At 69.5% G+C, this 18,858-nt stretch carries 16 protein-coding genes; 4 read left to right on the top strand and 12 right to left on the bottom strand.

Annotated features, from left to right (window positions below; all coding sequences use genetic code 11):
• Nucleotides 1–25: 25 nt before the first annotated feature.
• The 11 genes from AC3RCE_RS13265 to AC3RCE_RS13215 form a co-directional block, all read right to left on the bottom strand.
• On the bottom strand, nucleotides 26–1,429 hold the full coding sequence (locus AC3RCE_RS13265) for a DUF3526 domain-containing protein (RefSeq protein WP_492253205.1): 1,404 nt from the start codon (nucleotides 1,427–1,429) through the stop codon (nucleotides 26–28).
• Nucleotides 1,426–2,163, bottom strand: a complete 738-nt coding sequence (locus tag AC3RCE_RS13260) for an ABC transporter ATP-binding protein (RefSeq protein ID WP_492253204.1) — start codon at nucleotides 2,161–2,163, stop codon at nucleotides 1,426–1,428. The genes AC3RCE_RS13265 and AC3RCE_RS13260 overlap by 4 nt, the downstream gene beginning before the upstream one ends.
• A complete protein-coding gene (locus tag AC3RCE_RS13255; RefSeq protein ID WP_492253203.1) occupies nucleotides 2,163–4,346 on the bottom strand; it encodes a TonB-dependent receptor in 2,184 nt (727 codons plus the stop codon). Before AC3RCE_RS13255 ends, AC3RCE_RS13260 begins: the two co-directional genes overlap by 1 nt.
• A 160-nt stretch (nucleotides 4,347–4,506) precedes the next feature.
• Nucleotides 4,507–6,621: a TonB-dependent receptor domain-containing protein gene (locus tag AC3RCE_RS13250; RefSeq protein WP_492253202.1), complete on the bottom strand. Its 2,115-nt coding sequence runs from the start codon at nucleotides 6,619–6,621 to the stop codon at nucleotides 4,507–4,509.
• A 261-nt stretch (nucleotides 6,622–6,882) separates the two neighbouring features.
• Nucleotides 6,883–7,386, bottom strand: coding sequence for a hypothetical protein (locus AC3RCE_RS13245; RefSeq protein ID WP_492253201.1), 504 nt, complete (start codon nucleotides 7,384–7,386; stop codon nucleotides 6,883–6,885).
• A gap of 56 nt (nucleotides 7,387–7,442) precedes the next feature.
• The gene (locus AC3RCE_RS13240; protein WP_218338597.1) at nucleotides 7,443–8,039 is read right to left on the bottom strand and encodes a DUF3299 domain-containing protein; all 597 of its coding nucleotides are present in this window, start codon (nucleotides 8,037–8,039) and stop codon (nucleotides 7,443–7,445) included.
• 221 nt (nucleotides 8,040–8,260) lie between these two features.
• Nucleotides 8,261–8,515, bottom strand: a complete 255-nt coding sequence (locus AC3RCE_RS13235; protein WP_218295037.1) for a hypothetical protein — start codon at nucleotides 8,513–8,515, stop codon at nucleotides 8,261–8,263.
• 37 nt (nucleotides 8,516–8,552) lie between these two features.
• Nucleotides 8,553–9,791: an ABC transporter permease gene (locus AC3RCE_RS13230; protein ID WP_369642443.1), complete on the bottom strand. Its 1,239-nt coding sequence runs from the start codon at nucleotides 9,789–9,791 to the stop codon at nucleotides 8,553–8,555.
• Nucleotides 9,788–10,468 carry an ABC transporter ATP-binding protein gene (locus AC3RCE_RS13225; RefSeq protein ID WP_492253200.1) on the bottom strand — a complete coding sequence of 227 codons (681 nt, stop codon included), beginning with the start codon at nucleotides 10,466–10,468 and terminating at the stop codon, nucleotides 9,788–9,790. Before AC3RCE_RS13225 ends, AC3RCE_RS13230 begins: the two co-directional genes overlap by 4 nt.
• The gene (locus AC3RCE_RS13220) at nucleotides 10,465–10,890 is read right to left on the bottom strand and encodes a Fur family transcriptional regulator (RefSeq protein WP_218295321.1); all 426 of its coding nucleotides are present in this window, start codon (nucleotides 10,888–10,890) and stop codon (nucleotides 10,465–10,467) included. The genes AC3RCE_RS13225 and AC3RCE_RS13220 overlap by 4 nt, the downstream gene beginning before the upstream one ends.
• A gap of 219 nt (nucleotides 10,891–11,109) precedes the next feature.
• Nucleotides 11,110–11,946 (bottom strand): DUF6597 domain-containing transcriptional factor, encoded by an 837-nt coding sequence (locus AC3RCE_RS13215; protein WP_492253199.1) that lies wholly within the window; start codon nucleotides 11,944–11,946, stop codon nucleotides 11,110–11,112.
• Between the two features lie 163 nt (nucleotides 11,947–12,109).
• Between AC3RCE_RS13215 and AC3RCE_RS13210 the strand changes: the two genes are divergently transcribed.
• The gene (locus AC3RCE_RS13210) at nucleotides 12,110–13,084 is read left to right on the top strand and encodes a class I SAM-dependent methyltransferase (RefSeq protein WP_492253198.1); all 975 of its coding nucleotides are present in this window, start codon (nucleotides 12,110–12,112) and stop codon (nucleotides 13,082–13,084) included.
• Between the two features lie 32 nt (nucleotides 13,085–13,116).
• Here the strand turns inward: AC3RCE_RS13210 and msrA are convergent, their stop codons facing one another.
• Complete coding sequence (gene msrA, locus AC3RCE_RS13205; protein ID WP_218295042.1) at nucleotides 13,117–13,656, bottom strand: peptide-methionine (S)-S-oxide reductase MsrA; 540 nt, start codon at nucleotides 13,654–13,656, stop codon at nucleotides 13,117–13,119.
• A gap of 93 nt (nucleotides 13,657–13,749) precedes the next feature.
• Between msrA and AC3RCE_RS13200 the strand changes: the two genes are divergently transcribed.
• Genes AC3RCE_RS13200 through AC3RCE_RS13190 form a run of 3 tightly spaced genes read left to right on the top strand, consistent with a single transcriptional unit; the run spans nucleotide 13,750 to nucleotide 18,857 of the window.
• Entirely contained in the window at nucleotides 13,750–14,472 is a 723-nt protein-coding gene (locus AC3RCE_RS13200; protein ID WP_218295043.1) for a TetR/AcrR family transcriptional regulator, read from the top strand.
• Nucleotides 14,473–14,474: 2 nt separating this feature from the next.
• Complete coding sequence (locus AC3RCE_RS13195) at nucleotides 14,475–15,641, top strand: efflux RND transporter periplasmic adaptor subunit (RefSeq protein WP_492253197.1); 1,167 nt, start codon at nucleotides 14,475–14,477, stop codon at nucleotides 15,639–15,641.
• A gap of 15 nt (nucleotides 15,642–15,656) precedes the next feature.
• Nucleotides 15,657–18,857, top strand: coding sequence for an efflux RND transporter permease subunit (locus AC3RCE_RS13190; RefSeq protein ID WP_492253196.1), 3,201 nt, complete (start codon nucleotides 15,657–15,659; stop codon nucleotides 18,855–18,857).
• Nucleotide 18,858: the final 1 nt, after the last annotated feature.

Genomic DNA, 18,858 nt, shown 5'->3' with positions numbered 1-18,858 from the left:
GTGGTTGTAGTGGTGACAAGGGCCGTCAAGGGTTCAGCCTCCTGGCGCCCAGGCAGAGTGCCGTCAGGGCCGCCAGCAGCCAGGCCGCCAGGGCAGCCCAGTCAGCGGCGCTGTGGCGCAGCGCAAAGCCGATGCCGGGTGGTGTGTAAGTCCATTCCGGAATCGCCTGCCACAGCGCGTTGCCTGCGTAGCGGCTCTCGAACGAAGTGACCCCCTGGGTAGCTTGCAGGTCCCATTCGTCCACCAGGGTGGTGAAGCGCTCGCGGTATTGCTCGGCGGCTTCTTCAAAGTGCTGCTGGTGGGCCAGGTCGGTGCCCGCCAGTGCGCTGGTCACGGCCCGCATCGGGGCGTAGGGCGATACGGCGGTCAGCCATCGCAGCAGGTATTGCTGCTGTGCCTGCGTGTCCCACAACTGGCCGAAATGGAGTGCGTACACCTTGGTGGCATACGCATCCCTGAACAGGCGGCGCTTGGCATTGGCGCCAAAGGGCAGGTCTTCCAGGCGCGCCACGCCGTTGTCGGCCAGCAGTTGTGCGTCAAACGCCTTCATGCGCTGGGCGGCGCTGCCCTCCCCCGGCAGGCCCTGGTCAATGTCGCGCTGGATACCGGCCCAGAACGCCTCGCCCGTGGGCAGTGGCGCCAGCGCCTCGACCGTGGACGCCGCCAGGCGCGGCACGATGAACACCCAGCCCACCCACAGCGCCAGCAACACCAGCAGCGCGCCGCGCGAAGTGCGACACCTGGACGACACCCCGATCGTGACGGCCGCCCAGGTGGCGTAGTACGCACCGAGCGCCGCCAGCAGCATTGCGGCCTCAGCCGCACCCTGCCGTGCAGCCAGCAGCCAGCCTGCAACCAGCGCAGCGGGTGCCAGCACCAGGGCCACGCTGGCACACAGCCCCAGCCACTTGCCCAGTACCAGCGGCACGCCGCGCATTCCACACGCATGCAGCATGCGCAGGGTGCCCTGCTCCCGTTCTTGCGTGACAGAGCCATGGCCCAGCACGGCGAGCAGCAATGGCACCAGCGCCAGCAGCACAAACGCCGGGGTGAAGTCGCCCAGGCCCATGGACGGGGCGGCGTCAGCGGCGGGTGCGTGCAGCGCCATGTTGCGCTTGTGCGGCTCCAGCCACAGCGCCTGACCGGTGCGCGCATGGATGCCAGGGTCTACGCTGGCCAGTGGCAGTTGAGGCTTGAACGCATACAGCCCGAAGTGCGCTGCACGGTGGGGGTTGCGGTCGCCCTGGTGATCCCACTGCGCACGCGCGGCGGCCTCGACCTGATGGCGCTCCTGTTCTGCCACCTGGCGCTGGTGCACGGCCGACACCAGCACGGCCGCCAACAGCAGTACCAGCACCAGCCCGAGTCCCGACAAGCGCCCGTCGCGCAGCAACGCGCGCATCTCCTTGGCGGCGATGGATGCGATCATGGTGCGGTGTCCTCCACCACGCCGCGCGCATGCTGCAGGTAGATGCGCTCCAGCTCGTTGTGGGCGATGTCGTGCGCGGCAAACTCCGCCACCAGGCGCCCTTCGCGAAGGATGCCGATGCGGTCAGCCACCTGAATGGCATTGAACAGGTCGTGTGTGGCCATCAGCACGGCCATACCGCCCTGTTTGGCCTGGAGCACGCTTCGCGCAAACTCGTTGGCAGCAGCAGGGTCCAGCCCGGAGGTGGGCTCGTCCAGCAGCATGGCACGGGCACGGCGCGCTTTGGCAATCGCCAGGCCTACCTTTTGCCGCATGCCCTTGGAATACCCGCCAACCCGGCGGCCCTGTGCATCGGGTGCCAGGCCCGACGCTGTGAGCAGGTCGTGCGCTTGCGCGCTGTCGAGTGCAATGTCTGACAGCTTGCAGAAGTAGCGCAGGTTCTCCACCCCCGACAGGTAGGGGTACAGCGCCACGTTCTCGGGCAGATACGCCAGGTGAGCGCGTGCCTGCTGCGGCTGCAGCGAGGCGTCCACCCCGTTGACCAGTGCCTGGCCCGACGCGGCGGGAACAAAACCCAGCAGCGCGTTCAGCGTGGTGGTTTTGCCCGCGCCGTTGCCGCCCAGCAGCGCATACACGCTGCCCGCCGTGACCGCTAGGTTGAGCGCCTGCAGCGAGACCTGGTCGCCCCGTCGGATGGTGAGGGCGCGGGTCTCAAGAATGGCCGCGGCTTCCATCAGAAGAAGTAGCGCAGTGTGGCGCCAAACGTGCTGCGGGGAAGGGGCGACATCATCAGCCCTGCGGCACTGCCGTAGGCGATTTCGGTGCCGTAGCGGTGGGGCTGGAAGGTGGCGTACAGCGACAGCTGCGTCTGCTTCCAGTCGTACGTGGCGCGCAGGTCATAGCGCGTGTACAGAGGCATGGTGCGCTCTTGCGTGGCAGGCGTGCCTACGTAGTACGGCATGTCCGCGATCAGGTAGGCATCTGCATTGAGTGTGAGCTGGCCTTCGCCCAGCCGCAGCTTGTGCTGGGCCCCGGCCTTGAGTTGCGTGGCAGGCACCGTGAGCTTTGCACCGGTATTGGGTGCCGGGTTGTCCACCTTGGCCTCCAGGATCTTGCCGATGCTGGCGTACACGCTGGTGGCGCTGCTGGCGCGCCAGCGGGCTTCCAGCTCCAGCCCTTTGCGCGTGGTCTCGCCCACCGATTTGAAAGAGCCATCGGCCTGACCCACGATTTCGTCGGAATTCTGAATGGCGTACCCCACGCCCGACACTGTCCAGCCGCTGGCTGGCGATGCGGTGAAGCCCAAGTCGAACGAACGCACCTTGCTAGGCGCGATCTGGCTGATGACACCGCCTGTCGCACCCAGCGGGCCGGTGGCGCCGCTGCTGCTGATCTGCTCGGCCGAAGGCGACCGCATGCCTTCGGCCACGTTGGCAAACAACTCCACCTGCGGTGTGAGCGACCACGACGCGCCCAGCTTGGGCGTGAACACGCCCTTGTCGTAGCCGGTGCTGGCCGCGGGCAGCTTGAGGTTGGCGATGTCGTAGTCAAACCGGTCGTAGCGCGCACCGGCGCTCAGTTTGAGGGTATCGGTCACGCGCCACTGGCCCTGCGCAAACAGCCCGTAGGTCAGCAGGTCCAGGTCTTGCGCATTGACGTAGCTGGCCGATGGTGCGCGGTTGACGTAGATCTGGCGGTAGGCGTCGCCACGGTCCTTGCGCAGTTCGGCGCCGAAGGCAATGGCGGCGTTGCCAAACGTGGTGTTGTGCAGCACGCGCGCGCCAAAGATGTCCCGGTCGTCCACGCCCACCGTATGGTGGGTGGCGTTGGCCGTGATGCCGCGTTTGCGATTAAGGCTTTCCGCATAGGCCGTGGCATACCATCCCGCCTCACCTTCGGCCGGGGCGCGGTTGAACACCAGGCTGGTACGCCGCGCATTCCCGAAGCCGGCGTTGTTTGATTGGGTGGAGCGTGGGTCCAGCCCAGCTTCCAGCGCGGGCAGCAGCAGATACCCAGGCGCATCAAAGTCGGCCACGTAGCGCATCACGCGCAGGCTGTATCGGGCGCCTTGGTGCTGGGTAGACAGCTTCCAGAACAACGTGTCGCGGCCGGTGCGGGACGCATAGCGGTAGCCATCGTTGTGGTACACATCGGCCATCCACAGCGAGTCGATGGTGGAAAAGCTGGTGGGAATGGTGCTGGACAGCACCAGGGTACTGCGGCGCAGGCCATAGCGCTCGGCGCTGATACTGACGCTAGACGGCGTGGCACTGCCGCCGTTGCGGGTGCGGATGTCAACAGCGCCTGCGCGGTTCTGGTCGCCATACAAGGCAGAGATAGGACCTTTGATGACGTCCACGCCGTCGATCAGGTCGGCGTGGAGCCATTCCAGAAACACCGGGCCGTGCCCTGCCCCACCCTGGCTGGACGGAATGTTCTGCGGCACACCGTCAACATACACGGCGGTATCGGCGCCGTGCGTGCCCTGGGTGGCAAACCCGCGCATGCGAAATCCGTTGCCGGTTTCGCCCTGGTCGATGTTGTTGGCCAGCACGCCGGGCACGCGGCGAAAGATGTTGGAAATATCGCGGCCAACATTGGTGTTGGCAATGTCGTCCTGGTTGAGTTGCTGCACCGTTGCGGGGAGTGCGCCTGGCTGGAGCGTGACGGCAGCGCGTTCGCCGGGCGTGCGCGTGGCGGGGGCGGTCGTGCCCAGCACGTCCACTGCCGGAAGAGCGCGTGCGGGCTGGGTGATTGCTTCTGATGCGGAAGCTGCGGCAGGTTCCTGTGATGTCTGTGCATGGGCCCACGGCACCAGTGCCGCCGCCAGTGCGGCAGCAGTGAGCTTGGCAACGGGCTTGCGGTTGAGCGCAGCACGGCTGCGCGATGGAGAAGGGGAAAAACGGGTTGGGTTCATGGCGGGTTTCGTCAACGGACGATTTGGGGTACGGGCACGAGTACGAGCGCGCGCACGCGCTGCCCAACCGCTGAGGGATCGGCGGCAGTCAGAGTGCGCTTGGAAGTACGTGAGCGAGTGAGTGAATGGGGCTGGGCAGGCCGCGCAATGCGGCCAGCTTTTAGAAAGCCACCTTCACCCCTACCGTCACGTTGCGCCCCATCAGCGGCGCTGCGTTTTTGATGAAGCTGGTGTGTGCATACGCCAGGCGGTCCGTCAGGTTGTTCGCCTTCAGATACACCTGCCACGGCGTGCCGCTGCTGAACTGGCCGTTGTAGCTCACCCCCAGGTTCAGCATGCCGTAGCCCGGCGTCGCGGTTTCGAACTCCGCCACGCGGTTCTGGCGGGCCACCTGCACCCATTCGACCTGACCTTCCCAGGCTTGCCAGTTGCCGTCCAGGCGGATGCCCGCGCGCGTGGCGGGGATGCGGGGCAGCAGGCCGCCGCCGTCGTTGAGCCGGGCGCGCACGGTGTCGCCGAACAGGGTGATACCCAGGTTGCGGTTCAGGCGCTGGCGCACCTGGCCTTCGATGCCGGTGAAGGTGGCGTCGGCCTGGCTGTACTGCAGCAGTTGCAGCCCGTCCACCGCATCGAGCGTGCGGCCGTAGATGTAGTTGTTGATGCGGTTGCGGAAGATGCTCACGCCAAAGGTGGTGTCACCGCTGGTCTTCCTCAGGCTCACATCGATGTTCTGCGAGATCTCGGAGCGCAGGTCGGCGTTGCCGCGCTCATAGGTGCTGGTGGCCATGTGCAGGCCCTGGGCGTACAGTTCTTCGGCCGACGGCGCGCGGCTGGCGCGGGTGAACGAGGTACCCACCTGGTAGCCGGGCGTGAATTTCCACACCGCGCCCAGCGATGCCGACGTGCCGTTGTGGCTGCGCTCGATGCCGCTGGCCTGGGCCTCGGCGGTCTGGCGGTCGTGGCGCAGGGCGGCTTCGAAGCGCCAGTCCCCCACGCGGTATTCCTCCAGCGCGAAGAAACCCAGCTTGCGGGTGACCGTGGGCTGCACATAGGCCTCTTCGCCCTCGGCGCTGAACTTGCGCTGCGAGGTCTGCAGGCCGACGACGCCCTTGAACCCGGCCAATGGCTCGTGCTGCAGTTCGATGCGCGTGTCGTAGGCCTTGTTCTTGAAGGTGGTGCTGATGGCGCCGTCCTCGACCTCGTCGTGCACATAGTCGGTGACCCCGGCGCGCAGGCGCAGGGCCGAGAAGCCGGCAAAGGGGTTGCGCAGCTCGCCCCGGATGTCGAAGCGCTCGCTGCGCAGGTCCACCACGGGCACGTCGCCATGCTCTTCGGCGCCGTGGTCGTGGCCGTCTTCCCCTTCACCCGCGTGGGCGCCGCAGTGCAGGTGGTCGCCATGGGTGTGGCAGCCCTCGAAGCTGTGGTTGTGGCCCGGCAGGCCGTACTTGGCGCTCTGGCGCGTGTAGGCGGCGCCCAGGTAGCCCTGCTCACCCACCCACGACAGGCCGACGCTGCCGGTGTTCGTGCGGTTGAAGCTGCCCAGCACCTTGCGGGCGGGCTCGCCCTCGGGGGCCCAGCCCTTGCCCACGCGGTAGTCGCCCGCGTCGCGCGAGACGCCCTCCACGTGCACCGCCAGGTTGCCGGTGCCGCCCGTGAGCGAGAAGGCCCCCGCCCCTTCGCCCGCGCCGGTGTTGGCGCGCAGCTCGGCGCTGCCTTCGTAGCCCTTTTGCGGGATGGCGGTGGGGATCTTGCCGTCCAGCACGTTGACCACGCCGCCCACGGCGCCGTTGCCGTAGACCAGGGCCGAGGGGCCGCGCAGCACCTCGATCTGCGTGGCGAGCAAGGGCTCGGAGACCACGGCGTGGTCGGGGCTGATGGTGGAGGCGTCGTGCAGCTCGGCGCCGTCGCTCAGCACCTTGACGCGCGGGCCGTCCATGCCGCGGATGATGGGGCGGCTGGCACCGGCGCCGAAGTGGCTGCTGGTGATGCCGGGTTCGCTGTTGAGCGTCTCGCCCAGCGTGGCCTCGCGGCGGCGCACGAGCTCGTCGCCCTCCAGCACGGTGACGGGCGTGGTCATGTCGCTGGCGCCCAGTTGCAGGCCGCTGGCCGACACGGTGACGGACGGCAGGCTGGGCGCTGCCTCGGTGGCGGGCGCGGCCTGCGCGTGGGCGCTGCCCGCGCCCGACAGCGCCAGCATGGCGGCCAGGGCCACGGGGTGGAGGGCTGGACGGGCGCGCCGCGCTGGCGCGCAAGGGGCTAAGGAGGTGTGGATCATGGTGGTGCTTGCAACAGGGGGGGCGCGCCGCGCCGGCCAGGCCAGGCGTGCAGCGCGCGGCTTCACGCCACGGGGCGGGAAGCCATGAATAAAAAATGCCTCCAGCGCTTGATGGTCAAGCGCTGGCAGCTATGAAATCAGGAGTTTTGATGTAAACGAAGCACGGGGTGCGCCGTGGGGGAACCTGCTCCGGCGGCGTTCGCGGCCCTGCGGCAGAGGCGGGGGCGGCCGGCGCGTGGAAAAGGCCCGGGGCGTGGTGCTTCAGGCCCGGCCGGGCGGGCCGCGCGCCTGGAACAGCGCGACATGCGCGACGGCGACGCGCCCCGCGGGGTCGGCGGACGGTGCCTGCGCGGGCACCGCATGGGGCAGCGCCAGGGGAGCGCTGTGCAGGGCATCGCCCAGCGCGAGCTGGTCGAGCACGAGGCAATCGACGGGAGCGTGGTGGCCCAGGAGCAGCGGCAGCAGCAGGCCGTGGCCGTGGCCGCTCGCCGAAGGGGCGGCCCCTGGTGCAATGGACGCCGCGGATGCGGCGGAAGACAGCGCCTGCCCCGCATGCACCCGGTCCAGCGCGCCGCCGTGCACCACCTGGTGCAGGCGACCGAGCGTGGGCACGGCCACCAGGGCCAGCAGCAGCCAGGCCAGCGCCAGCCGCACCACCTGCGACGGCAGGCGGCGACTCCCCCGCTTTTGCCCGCGCGCACCCTGCCCCGCGCCGCGCAGGGCATGTGGCCGCGTGGCTGGTCGGGGGCGGAAGGCGGAGGTCACGGTAAAAAATAGGGGGCGGGGGCGGCGCGGACAGGCAAAGCGCCGGCAACCTGCGATTATTTCACCGGCACGGCCTCGACCACGCGGTAGTACAGGCCGTACTGGTCGTTGTGGAGCACGGTGAACCTGCCTTCGACCACCACGGGCTCCAGCGAATAGCGCACGGGCGTCTTGGCCTTGACCTCGACCATGCTCTCGGGCCCGCCGGGCAGGCAGAACGAGCAGGTCAGCGGCACCGAGGTGAGCAGGAAGTGCGTCTGCGTGGCCTTGGCGTCCAGCGGCATCATGAAGCCCTGGATGCGCTGCGTGGTCTTGTCCATGCCCTTTTGCGCGTCGTTGAACACGGGCAGGATGCCGTCCTTGGTCGTTTTCTTGGTCAGGTCGGTCAGCACCGACCAGGGGATCACGTCATTGCGCTGCGGCAGCGGCGCGATGGGACTGTTCGGGCTGTGGTAGCCCGCACCGGAGCCCGACGGCACACCCGCCACCGGCGCACCCCCAGCCCCCGCCGGCAAGGGCGAACTGAGCGCAGGCGCCGCGGAAGGCTGGCCCTGTGCCAGGGCGGTGCCGGAGATGCCGACACCCAACGCCAGCGCCAAAGGCAGAGCGACAGAGCGCCCGGGCACAAACCGAGGCAACAAACGATGGTGCATAAAAATCCCCTTCCGTGAACGCCCCGTGCGCACAGGGCCAACTGTTCCATGACCGCATCAACGCCGTCGAGGAACCACTTGACTCCTCCCGACCTTATTTGCGGCTGCGCCCGACAAAACCGGCGCGCCCCCCTGCCAGTGCCCCCGTGGAACCGGCTCCGCCGAGCCACCGGGGCGTCCCCCCTCAGGGGGGAAGGCGCGCAGCGCCTCAGGGGGGAGCTTTAGTGCATATGGCGCATGCCGCAGTATTTGCCAATGCCCAGACCCTTGCACGCGGCCTGGAGTTCCTTCTGGCAGGTGTCGTGGCCCTTGCCGGCCTCCAGGCACTTGGCGGCGGCCTCGTGCGCAGCGGCCATGGCGCGGTGGCGCTCGGCATCGGCCTTGGTTTCCTTGTCGGAATGCGCGCCCTGGGCATGCGCCAGCGCGCCCGCCAGCAGCAGGGGCGCCAGGGCCAGGGCGGTGAAGAGCTTCTTCATGGTGAACCTTTCGAATCGGTGGGTCGGAAATGGAAATTCAGGGTTGGCTCAGCAGGTCCGCGACCTCGGTGCGGTAGGCCTGCATCGCTGGCAGCAACGCCGCCAGGGCCGCCACGCCGGCGGCCAGCAGCGGCACGCCGGCCTCCGCGGGCAGCCACACCAGGCCGCTGACGGGCAGCAGGCCCTGTGCCTGCAGTGCCCAGCCCAACGCGTGGGCCAGGCCGTGGCCCAGCAGCAGGCCCAGGGCGCAGGCCATGGCGGCCAGCCACAGGGCCTCCCACAGCACCAGCCCGGCCACGCGGCCCGGCGGCGCGCCCAGCATGCGCAGCATGGCCAGGTCGGCGCGGCGTTCGCGCACCGCGTTCCACAGCGCGATGAACACGCTGAGGGCCGCCACGGCCAGCAGCACGCCGCCAAAGGCGCGCAGCACATCGGCACCCACGCCCAGCAGGCGCAGCAGGCGCGTGACCTCGATGGCGGGCGCGGCCGCCTGCATGCCCGTGTCGGCATTGATCCGGCGCGGCAGCGTGACGGCGGCGAGCGGCGTGCGGTAGCGCACCAGGGCCACGGTGACCTCGCGGTCGTCCTTCAGCAGTTCCAGGTCCTCGTCATCGGTGGCCATGGCGCTCTCGTGCACCATCCAGACGGATTCGGTGCTGGTGAGGATGAGCCGGTCGAGCACGCAGCCGCAAGGCGCCAGCACGCCGCTCACGCGGTAGGGGTGGTCGCCGTGCGCGTGCCCGCCCCCGCCCAGCCCGTGGCTGCCCACAAAGGTGGCGCCCACCAGCGGCGCACCGCCATGGCCGGCCCTGACAATGCCGCGCGCCACGGTGGCGCCCAGCACCGCATCCATGGGCTGGCGCCACAGCGCGCCTTCGGCCAGCGCGGCCTCGTAGTGCGCCACGTAGTCGGGCGTGGTGCCCACGATGCGAAAGCCCTGGTAGCTGTCGCCCAGGCTGAGCGGGATGACCTGCGCCACCAGCGGGTTCTTCTGCAGCGCCTGCACCTCCTGCAGCGGAATGTTGCCCGTGGGCACGTCGATGTGGAACACCCCCGCCAGGATGAGCTGCAGCGGGCTGCCCTTGGCGCCCACCACGAGGTCGATGCCCGCGAGGTCGCGCTCGAACGCCTTGTCCAGCTGCGTGGCCACCAGCAGCACCAGCGTGATGGCCGCCAGGCCCAGCGTGAGCACCAGCAGGTTGAGCACGGCCGCCAGGGGGCGCGACCACAGGTAGCGCCAGGACAGGCGGGCCAGCTTGATTGCTACTGAATTCATAGCTTTTTGCGCTTGTCCTGCAAGCGCCCGGGGCCAATTTCGTTCAAGTCCAGCATCTGCGCGCTGGCCAGGGCCTGCACCACGCGCTGGTCGTGCGTGGCAATCACCAGGCTGGCATCGCAGGCGGCGGCGCTTTGCCGCAGCAAGTCCAGCGCATCGGCGGCGGCCTCGTCGTCCAGGCTGGCCGTGGGCTCGTCGGCCAGCAGCAGCTCGGGCGACAGCAGCACGGCCCGCGCCAGCGCGACGCGCTGCGCCTGCCCGCCCGAGAGCTGGTGCGGCCGGCGCGTGGCGAGTTCGGCCACGCCCACCTGCGCCAAGGCACGGGTGATGGCGGCATCGTCGCGCGGCAGCCCGGCGGCAAAGTAGACCAGCGCCAGGTTGTCGGCCACCGTGAGCGCGCTGGAGAGGTACAGCTTCTGCGGCAGAAAGCCGATGCTGCGCGCGCGCCAGGCGTCAATCTCGGCGCCCCGCTGCGTGCCCAGCTGGGTGCCCGCCACGAACAGATCGCCGCCGCTGGCACCCCGCAGGCCGGCGATGAGCGACAGCCAGGTGGACTTGCCGGTGCCCGAGCGCCCCCGCAGCAGCAGCGTGCCGCCCTGGCGCAGGTCCACATCGGGGAAGCGCAGCGGCGCGTCGCCGCCGGGGTAGGCATAGGAAAGGCCCCGGGTGCGGATCATGCGGCGGCGCCCTCGGCAGGGTGCGCGCAGCCCGCGCAGCGGCCGCGCACCGCGATGTCCACCGCCAGGCTCTCATGCCCCGCCGTGGCCAGTGCCTGCAGCACCTGCCTGAGCGCGGTCCGCACCTTGGCCGAGCCCTGCGACAGGCGGAACTGGCGGTGGCAGTCATCGCATTCAAAGCGCGGCGCCGCGCCGTCGTCGCCCTGCGGCGCGAGCGCGTAGCGCGTGACGCGGGCGGCATCCACCTGCTTGTGCAGCAGGCCCGCGGCGGCAAACCGGTCGAGCATGCGGTAGACGGTGACCTTGTTGACGGGGGCGCCAGCGCCAGCCAGCGCGGCTTCCACCTCTGCCTCGGACAACGCAGCCTCGGGGCGCGCCGCGTACAGCGCCGCCAGTGCCCGCGTGGCACGGGTGGCGCGCATGCCGGCGGGCAAGGTCCAGGTGGCGGCGGGCACTGTGGCGGGGGAGCGGCGGGGTGTGGGCATGGCGGGTGCGGGGCGGCGGCGCCTGTAACGCAATCAGCTTGCATTATGCAGGCAGCCGGCACCCCGCGGCGGCAATCACAGCCCGTGGGCACGGGCCATCCCGCCCCTTCAGTGCCTTCTGGCCGCCGCGCCAGCACCGTCCCGGGGCGCGAGGCCTCAGGACCAGAGACGGTAAAGCCAGTAGCTTTCGTCCTCGGCCTGCACGCGCCGGGCCAGCTCGGAGGGGCTTTGTCCCGTGACGCGCTGCGTCTCGCGGCACAGGTGGGCCTGGTCGGCATAGCCCGCGCCCAGCGCCACGTCGTGCCAGCGTGGCGCGTGCCCCGACTGTTCGCTCTCCAGCCGGGCCCGCGTGAGCGCGGTTTCCGCCCGCGACAGCCAGCCAAGGCGCCGCAGCGACTGGCCGGCCCAGGTCCGCACGTGGCGCTCCAGGCTGCGCAGGCTGCCCCCCAGGCCCCGGGCGGCAGCGTGGGCCTGCAATTCGCGCATCCAGCGCACGGCCGCGGCGGCGCCCGCCGCAGGGGCCTCGGCATGCGCAGGTTCCTGGCTGGCCACGAAGTCCTCCAGCAGCGCCATCCGCTGCGCATCGCTGGCGGCCGCGCGCACGCCGTCGCACAGCGCGAGCCAGGCGGGCGACAGAACGTCCTGCACGGGCAGCAGTCCGTCCACCAGGGTGCTGATGTCCAGGCCCGTGAGCCGGTGGAATGCCTGCGGATGGAAGACCACGCCAAAGGTGCGCACCGGGCCGGGGTTGCGGGTCACCAGCGGCCGGGTCTGGGGCCCCAGCAGCAGCGTGGCCGGCAGCGCCCGCACCGCCTGCTGGCCGGGGCCGAGCTGCTCGGAGCTGCCCTCCAGGTACCAGGCGATGCCGCAGTACACCGAGGCCGGATAGCGGTTGAGCTGCGGGCCTTGCGCCGTGCCGTGCGCACGGCGCGTGGTGTCCTTGGTGATGTACGCGCGGATGCACCCCGCCAGCGGCGCAGGCGGCAGGACCACGGTGGCAAAAGGGAGCTGGAACCGGATTCGCACAGGCACGCATCGTAAACAGGTCCGCCCCGGATCCCAACGCTGGACCAACAGACGCCAGGCCTGCGGCACGCCGCGCCTGGCGAAAACGTTCAAGACGGCACCGCCGGCGCGCGCCAGAATCACCGGCACCATGACACCCACACCCCGCTCCGCCGCACCTGCCCCCTCCACCCCGCAGCAGCCGCTGCTGGCATCGGCCCGGCCCAGCCATACCGCCCTGCTGTGCGGCATCGCACGCGCCCGGCACCAGTTGATCGAGGGCGGCGAGATCTTCGCCGACCCGCTGGCGCTGGACATCCTGGGCCCCGCCGGGGCCGCGCAGGTGCGGCAGGCGCTTGAGGGCGATGGCCCCCAAGGCCTTGCGAGGGACGCGGGGAGCTTTTCGCAGGCCATGCGCGGCGCGCTGGCAGTGCGCAGCCGCATTGCCGAGGACACGCTGCGCGAGGCCGTGGCCGCCGGGGCCACCCAGTACGTGGTGCTGGGCGCGGGCCTGGACACCTTTGCCTTGCGCGGTGAATGGCCGCGCGGCCTGGCGCGCGTGTTCGAGGTGGACCACCCGTCCACCCAGGCATGGAAGCGGGGCCTGGCCGCTTCGGCGGGCTTGCGCATGCCCCCGGGGGCTGCCTATGTGCCGGTGGACTTCGAGCGCCAGGATTTCATGGAGCAGCTGGCGGCCCAGGGCCTGGACGCGGGCCAGCGCACGGTGTTCTCCTGGCTGGGCGTGACGATGTACCTCGCCCCCTCGGCCGTGCAGGCCACGCTCGCGCGCATCGGTGCCGGGGCGGCGCCGGGGAGCGTGCTGGTGTTTGACTACGTGCGCCGCCCGGGGGCGCTGCAATGGGGCCGCAAGCTGGCGCTGGGCCTGATGGCGCGGCGTTTCGGCCGCATGGGCGAACCCTGGCGGTGTTTCCTGCGCGATGCCGAGCTGCGGGCCCTGCTGGCGGGCCATGGCTTCGAGCCCGCCGAGTTCATCACGCCCGCCATGATCCGCAGCACGCTGCTGGCCCACCGGCCCAGCACGCGGCGCCAGCGGGTGCTGGGCGGGCTGCTGGGTGGCGTCGTGCGGGTGCGTGTGGGTGCGCGGGCCCCCGCGGCGGCCCGGTGACCACCGCCGCGGCCTGCGTCACCGCCGCTCCGTCACGCCGGCTTGAGATAGCGGGCGAAGGTCTTGCGGAACTTGTCCACCTTGGGGCCCACCACGAAGGCGCAGTAGCCCTGGTTCGGGTTGTTCGCGAAGTAGTCCTGGTGGTAGGCCTCGGCCGCGCTGTAGTTGGCCAGCGGCTTCACCTCGGTGGTGATGGGCGCGCCGAACAGCTTGTCCTGCGACATCTGGCGGATCATGCCGTGGGCGATGTCGCCGTGCGCGGGGTTGTCGTAGTAGATGCCGCTGCGGTACTGCGTGCCCACATCGTTGCCCTGGCGGTTGAGGGTGGTCGGGTCGTGGGTATGGAAGAAGATCTCCAGGATCTCCTCCAGGCTGATCTCGTCGGCGTCGAACGTCAGGCGCACCACCTCGGCATGCCCGGTGTCGCCCCGGCAGATCTGCTCGTAGCTGGGGTTCAGCGTGTGGCCGTTGGTATAGCCGCTCTCCACGTCGGTGATGCCCCGCACGCGGTCGAAGACGGCCTCGGTGCACCAGAAGCAGCCGCCGCCCAGAGTGATGGTTTGCAAGGTCATGGTGGTCCTTTGGTTGTGCTTTGCGATTATGAATTGACGCTCCGGCAGGTGCTTGCTACATTACTAACCGGTCAGTCATTAACAGAATTTCCCTTGTCCCCCACGCCCAACCCCTCTTCCGCCCCCCCGGGCACCAAGCGCGAGCGCCGCAAGGAAGCCCGTCCTGGCGAGCTGCTGGAAGCGGCGCTGGACCTTTTTGTCGAGAAGGGCTTCGCCGCGACCCGTGTGGATGAGGTGGCGGCGCGTGCCGGGGTTTCCAAGGGCACGCTGTTCCTGTATTTCCCCAGCAAGGAAGAACTCTTCAAGGCCGTGGTGCGGCACAACATCGCCGGCCGCTTCGAGGAGTGGACGCAGGAGCTGGAGACCTTCGAAGGCACCACCGCCGAGCTGCTGCGCTATTGCTACGAGGTGTGGTGGGAGCGCATCGGCTCCACCAAGGCCTCGGGCATCACCAAGCTGATGTTCAGCGAAGCCCAGAACTTCCCCGAGATCATGCAGTTCTACCAGCAGGAAGTGATCCAGCCGGGCCAGGGGCTGATCCGCCGCATCATCCAGCGCGGCATCGAGCGCGGTGAGTTCCGGCCGGTGGCGCTCGACTACATCGTGCACGTGGTGCTGGCCCCCATGATCTTCCTGATGATGTGGAAACACTCGCTGGCGGTCTGCATCCCCGACGGCCTGGGCCTGCAGCCCGAGCTGTTCATCCAGGCGCAGATCGACAACGTGCTGCATGGGCTGCTCGTGCGGCCCGATGCACCCCCGTGCGCCCCTCCCTCCTCCTCCCCTTCTTCTTCTCCGCCCGTGCGCGGCGCCTGACCATGAAACGCTGGATTCCCTGGGTGGCGGCAGCCATCGTCGTTGTGTTGCTGGGCGGCGGCGCGTGGCGCGCCATGGCGGCCCGCCAGGCGCAGCAGAAGGCGCTGAGCGAGGCCAGCGCCCAGAAGGCGCAGGCGCCGCTGCAGCTGGCCGCGGACGAGATCGTCACCGTGCGGCGCCAGAGCCTCACGCTGGAAGTGCCGGTGTCGGGTTCGCTGCGGGCGGTCGAGTCGGCCATGGTCAAGGCCCGCGTGGGCGGGGAACTGCAGGGCCTCATCCTGCGCGAGGGCGACAGCGTCAGGGCCGGCCAGGAAATCGCCCGCATCGACCCCACCGAAGCCCGCGCACGGCTGCGCCAGGCGCAGCAGCAGGCCGATGCCGCCAAGTCCCAGGTGGACATCAACCAGCGGCAATACGCCAACAACCGCGCGCTGGTGGACCAGGGTTTCATTTCGCCCACGGCGCTGGTCACCTCGCAGGCCAGCCTGGAGGCGGCGCAGTCGAGCCACCAGGCCGCCGTCTCGGCCGCCGACGTGGCGCGCAAGGCGCTCGACGACACCGTGCTCAAGAGCCCGATCACCGGGCTGGTGGCCCAGCGCCTGGCTCAGCCCGGCGAGCGCGTGGCCGTGGACGCCCGCATCATCGAGGTGGTGGACCTCTCCCGCCTGGAGCTGGAGGCGCTGCTGAGCCCCGCCGATTCGCTGGCCGTGCGCGTGGGCCAGAAGGCCCAGCTCACCATGGAAGGTTCGGCCCTGCCCGTGCCCGCCACCGTGGCGCGCATCAACCCCAGCGCACAGGCCGGCAGCCGCACGGTGCCCGTCTACCTGCGGGTGGAGCAGGCCCGGGGCGAAACGCCGCTGCGCCAGGGCCTGTTCGTGCAGGGCACGCTCGACACCGGCCGCGCCGAGGTGCTGGCCGTGCCGCTGGATGCCGTGCGCACCGACAAGCCAGCGCCCTACCTGCAGACGCTCAAGGACGGCCGCGTGGCCTACGTGGAGGTCAAGACCGGTGCGCGGTCGGTGCTGAGCGGCCAGACCTGGGTCGCCATCGAGGGCGTGGCCGAGGGCACGCCCGTGATCGCCGGCCGCATCGGACAGCTGCGCGAGGGCACCGCCGTGGCGGCTGCCGCGCCCGCCGCCCCGGCCTCCGTGCCCCGCACCGCCCCCTGACCGCGCCGCACCGCCATGTGGTTCACCAAAGTCAGCCTCAAGAACCCCGTGTTCGCCACCATGGTGATGCTCGCCATCGTGGTGCTGGGCCTGTTCTCGTACCAGCGCCTGAAGGTCGATCAATTCCCCAACATCGACTTCCCGGTGGTGGTGGTCACCGTGGACTATCCCGGTGCGTCGCCGGAAATCGTCGAAAGCGAAGTCACCAAGAAGATCGAGGAAGGCGTCAACTCGATCGCCGGCATCAACGCCCTCACCTCGCGCAGCTATGAGGGCACGGCCGTCGTCATCATCGAGTTCCAGCTGCACATCGACGGCCGCAAGGCCGCCGAGGACGTGCGCGAGAAGGTGGCCACCGTGCGCCCCCTGCTGCGCACCGAGGTCAAGGAGCCGCGCGTGCTGCGCTTCGATCCCGCCAGCCGGGCCGTGTGGTCGCTGGCCGTGCTGCCGGACGACACGGCGGGCGCCACGGCCCGCAGTGCCGTGGAGCTGACCACCTGGGCCGAGCAGACGCTGAAGAAGCGCCTGGAGAACGTGCGCGGCGTGGGCGCCGTGAACCTGGTGGGCGCCACCAAGCGCGAGATCAACATCTACCTGAACCCGCAGGCGCTCGAAGCCTTCGGCGTGACGCCCGACCAGGTGGCCAGCGCCGTGCGCAACGAGAACCAGGACCTGCCCGTGGGCTCCATCCGGTCCCTCGCGCAGGAGCGCGTGGTGCAGATCGACGCACGCATGCAGCGCCCCGAGGACTTCGGCAGGATCATCGTCGCGCGCAAGAACGGTGCGCCCGTCCGCCTGGACCAGGTGGCCCGCGTGAACGACGGCGCGCAGGAAGTCGAAAGCCTGGCCCTGTACAACGGCCAGCGCACGCTGCTGCTGTCGGTGCAGAAGTCGCAGGGCGAGAACACCATCGAGGTGGTGGACGGCCTGACCGCCGCCGTGGCCGAACTCAAGAGCCAGTTGCCGCCCGGCGTGCGGCTGGAGACCATCGGCGACAGCGCCCGCCCCATCCGCGTGGCGGTGAACAACGTGCGCCAGACGCTGATCGAGGGCGCCATCCTCACGGTGCTCATCGTCTTCCTGTTCCTGAACTCCTGGCGCTCCACGGTGATCACGGGCCTCACCTTGCCCATCGCGCTGATCGGCACCTTCCTGTTCATGAACATGTTCGGCTTCACCATCAACATGATCACGCTGATGGCGCTGAGCCTGTGCGTGGGCCTGCTGATCGACGATGCCATCGTGGTGCGCGAGAACATCGTGCGCCACGTGCAGATGGGCAAGGGCGCTTACGACGCGGCGATGGACGGCACGCAGGAGATCGGCCTGGCCGTGCTGGCCACCACGCTGTCCATCGTGGCGGTGTTCATGCCCATCGGCTTCATGGGCGGCATCATCGGCAAGTTCTTTCACGAGTTCGGCATCACCATCGTCGCGGCGGTGATGATCTCGATGTTCGTGAGCTTCACGCTCGACCCCATGCTGTCGAGCATCTGGCACGACCCGAGCATCCACGCCCACGGGCAGCGCACCGAGCCGGTCACGTTCTACGACAAGACCATCGGCCGCGTCACGGGCTGGTTCGACCGGGCCACCGATGCGCTGGCCGAAGGCTACCAGCGCATCCTGCGCTGGTCGCTGGTGCACAAGCTGGCCACCATGGGCATTGCGCTGGCCATCTTCGTGCTGAGCATTTTCATGGTGCCGCTGCTGGGCACCGAGTTCGTGCCCAAGGCCGACTTCTCCGAAACCACCGTCAATTTCTACACGCCGGTGGGCTCCTCGCTGGAAGCGACCGAGGCCAAGGCCCGGCAGGTGGAAGGCATCCTGCGCGAGATGCCGGAAGTGCGCTACACCCTGGCCACCATCAACACCGGCAGCGCGCAAGGCAAGATGTACGCCAATCTGTACGTGCGCCTGGTGGACCGCAAGGACCGCAGCCGCAGCGTGGACCAGATGTCGGACGTGCTGCGCGAGCGCCTGAAGCAGGTGCCCGGCATCACGGTGACCCACGTGGGCCTGCTCGATGCCGTGGGCGGCCAGAAGCAGGTGGAGTTCTCGCTGCAGGGCCCCGACCTACAGGAGCTGGAGCGCCTGACCAGGATCGTCACGGACAAGATCCGCGACATCCCGGGCCTGGTGGACCTGGACACCAGCGCCAAGCCCGACAAGCCGGTGATCGCCCTCGATGTGCGCCGCGAGGCCGCCTCCGACCTCGGCCTGGCCGTGGCCCCCATGGCCGCCTCGCTGCGCACGCTGGTGGCGGGCACCACCGTGGGCAACTGGCGCGCGCCGGACGACCAGACCTATGACGTGAATGTGCGCCTGGCCCCCGAGGCCCGCACCGCCCCCGCAGACCTGGAGCGCCTGCCCTTCGCGCTGACGGCCGCCGACGGAACCACGCGCATCGTGCGCCTGAACCAGGTGGCCCGCGTGACCGAATCCACCGGCGCCAACCAGATCAACCGGCGCGACCTGACCCGCGAGGTGGCCGTGAACGCCAACGTGGCCCAGCGCTCGGCCGGCGAGGTGTCCAACGACATCAAGAAGGAGCTCGAGAGCGTGAGCTTCCCGCCCGGCTACCGCTACCAGTTCGGCGGCTCCACCAAGAACATGGCCGAGTCCTTCGGCTATGCCATCTCGGCCCTGGCCATGGCCATCATCTTCATCTACATGATCCTGGCGAGCCAGTTCAAGAGCTTTTTGCAGCCGCTGGCGCTCATGACCTCGCTGCCGCTCACGCTCATCGGCGTGGTGCTGGCGCTCCTGATGTTCCGCTCCACGCTGTCGATGTTCTCCATCATCGGCGTGGTGATGCTGATGGGCCTCGTGACCAAGAACGCCATCCTGCTGGTGGACTTCGCGATCCGCGCCCGCGAGGAACACGTGAACGACGAAGGCCGCACCGTGCCCGGCCTGCCCCGCGCCGACGCCCTGCTGCTGGCCGCGCGCGTGCGGCTGCGCCCCATCCTCATGACCACGCTGGCCATGATCTTCGGCATGGTGCCGCTCGCGTTCGCGCTGTCCGAGGGTTCCGAGCAGCGCGCGCCCATGGGCCAGGCGGTGATCGGGGGGGTGATCACCTCCTCGCTGCTCACGCTGGTGGTGGTGCCGGTGGTGTATTGCTACATGGACGATCTGGCGCAATGGGCCCTTCGCCGCATGGGCCGCGGCCGCCCCCTGGCCGGGGCCTCTAAAATCGAGGGTTTGTCCTGAC

The organism is Acidovorax sp. GW823-FHT05D11 (assembly GCF_058795695.1).
This window is presented reverse-complemented; position numbering and strand designations above follow the sequence as displayed.